This is a genomic window from Dietzia sp. B19 (assembly GCF_014145155.1).
Classification (GTDB): Bacteria; Actinomycetota; Actinomycetes; order Mycobacteriales; family Mycobacteriaceae; genus Dietzia; species Dietzia natronolimnaea.
In genome coordinates, this window is the sequence record NZ_JAALED010000331.1 from 1 (window position 1) to 2,484 (window position 2,484).

General features: G+C 70.3%; 3 protein-coding genes. All 3 read right to left on the reverse strand.

Translation table 11 applies throughout. The annotated features are described in order from the left end of the window. Positions 1 to 989, reverse strand: a 989-nt coding sequence (locus G6020_RS10070; RefSeq protein WP_182610525.1) for a hypothetical protein, incomplete at its 3' end; no start/stop codon positions are given. Between the two features lie 72 nt (positions 990 to 1,061). Continuing rightward, positions 1,062 to 1,613, reverse strand: a complete 552-nt coding sequence (locus G6020_RS10075; protein ID WP_182610526.1) for a DUF1003 domain-containing protein — start codon at positions 1,611 to 1,613, stop codon at positions 1,062 to 1,064. Beyond that, a partial coding sequence (locus tag G6020_RS10080) for a CBS domain-containing protein (RefSeq protein WP_241732651.1) occupies positions 1,610 to 2,484 on the reverse strand: 875 nt, incomplete at its 5' end. The genes G6020_RS10075 and G6020_RS10080, both read right to left, overlap by 4 nt.

Consider the following 2,484-nt stretch of genomic DNA (forward strand, 5'->3'; position numbering starts at 1 on the left):
GGCGTGGGTACTGCCGGGGGAGCCGGCGGTGGGGTCACCTCGGTACATCCGGGTACCGGACGGCCGGGCTCGCCCGGCGGCGCGGGCTCCGGTGCCGCGGTGGGCCGACCCTCCCAGCCGTCCGGGCAGTGCTCGGGGGTCTTCGGTGGTTCCACGATCGGCCTGGGCTTGTGGATCTCCGGCAGGTCCGACGGCAACGGGTAGGAGTTGACGGCGTAGCCGTGCGCCCAGGCGTTGACGTTGGCCACGTACGCGAGCGAGTTGTTGTAGGCGAGGACCGCCCGGGTGCGGGCCGCGGGGTCACCCATCGAACCGCCCTGTCCACACAGCAGGGTCGCGGCCGCGAGTGCACCGTCGTAGATGTTGTTGGGGTCGGCCACGCCGTCGCCGTTGCCGTCCCGACCCAGCACCGCCCAGGTGGAGGGGATGAACTGCACGGGGCCGACCGCCCGGTCGAACTCGGTGTCGCCGTCGAACCGCCCGCCGTCGGTGTCGGTGATGACGGCGGTGCCGGGCAGCGAGCCGTCGAGGCGGGGACCGAGGATGCGGCCGATGGTGTTGCCCTGCGCGTCGAAGCGTCCACGGCCCTGGTTGGATTCGACCTGGCCGATGCCCGCGAGAAGTGTCCAGTCCATCTCGCACGCGGGCTTCTCGAGGTTGAGGCGGTCGGTGGCGCGGTGGTAGGCGTCCAGGGCGATGCCGGGGATCCCGAGGGGGCCGTCCGGGATCGTCGCGGGCTCGATGTGTGCGGCGCCGGGGTCCCGGACGTCGCTCGGCGGCGGGTTCTCGGAGGTCGGAGTGGTGGCACCCGCCGCGGTCGTCGTCGGATCCTGGGTGGCGGTCTCGGCCGCCTGGACGATTCCCGAGGCCCCGGTGGGCCGACTGTGGTCCATCGTCAGACTCACGGCGGTGAGCACGCCGATCACGCCCGCGGCGACCGCGGCGCTGGTCAGTGCCCGTCGATCAGTGTTGTGCGCGATCTTGCGCAAAGTTCCCCCTACAACGTCCGGACGGTGTCGCGAGCGGGGTGCGTCGCGGCATCGCTGCCGTGCTGGTCGACGCTACCTCCGGCCCCTGGTGTCTGAATCGCTTTTGCGGCGTTCGGTGTTACCGCCGTCACAATTCTGGTCCGCGAGCAGCGATTCTATGCGCTCGATCGAGCTCCTGAGGTCGTCGAGTTCCCGGCGGAGGTAGTCGCGGGTGACCGTCTCACCCACGGAGAGCCGGACGGAGGCCAGTTCCCGGGCCAGGAACTCGGTGTCCGCCTTGGTCTGGGTGGCCCGCAGCCTGTCCTCCGCGATCGACTCCTTGTCGCGGTCCTCCTGACGGTTCTGGGCCAGGAGGATGAGGGGGGCGGCGTAGGCCGCCTGGGTGGAGAACGCGAGGTTGAGGAGGATGAACGGATAGGGGTCGAAGCGCATCGCCACGACCGTGACGTTGATGAGGATCCAGACGATCACGAGGATCGTCTGGATCAGCAGGTACTGGCCGGTCCCGAAGAACCGGGCGATGGCCTCGCTGTACCGGCCCACCGCGTCCGGGTCGACACTGATGCGGGGCCGCCGCGAGGTGACGGGTGTGGAGAGAGCGGAGCGCGTGCCCGGTTCGGTCACCGACGGACCTCCCTGTGGTCGTGGAGGTCCATGTCACGCCAGTCCTCGGGGAGCAGGTGGTCGAGGAGGTCGTCCACCGCGACCGCCCCCAGGAGATGGCCCTCGTCGTCCACGACGGGACCGCACACGAGGTTATAGGTGGCGAAGAACCTCGTCACCGAGTCCACCGAGTCGGTGGGACGCAGGCTGGACAGGCTGGTGTCCACGGTCTCGGCGACCATCGTCGACGGCAACTCCCGGAGCAGCGCCTGGATGTGGACGCATCCGAGATATTTGCCCGTCGGGGTGGCCGTGGGGGGTCGGACCACGAAGACGAGGCTCGCCAGCGCCGGGCTCAGGTCGGGATTGCGGCAGTGGGCCAGGGCTTCCGCGACTGTCGTCTGGGGGGACAGGATGATGGGTTCCGGCGTCATGAGCCCGCCGGCGGTGTCCGCGTCGAACGTCAACAGGCGGCGGACGGGTGCGGAGCCCTCCGGATGCATGAGTTCGAGGAAGGACTCGGCGTCCTTCTCCGGCATCTCGCCCAGCAGGTCCGCCGCGTCGTCCGGATCCATCGCCTCGAGGACGTCCGCCGCCCGTTCCAGCTCGAGTCGGGTCACGATCTCGGTCTGCTCGTCGTGGGGCAGTTCCTGGAGGATGTCCGCGAGTCGTTCGTCGTCGAGGGTGCGGGCCACCTCGAGCCGACGCACCTCGGGTAGTTCACGCAGGGCGTGCGCGACATCGGCGGGACGGAGATCGGCGTAGTGCTCGACCAGGCTCTCGGCTCCGTGCTCCGGGGTGCCGATGGCGTCGTCGTCGAACCCCTCGATCCGGCTCCAGGGCTGGATCGACACCGGCCCCCGGCGGCCGAGGGGCCCGCGCCCACGACGGG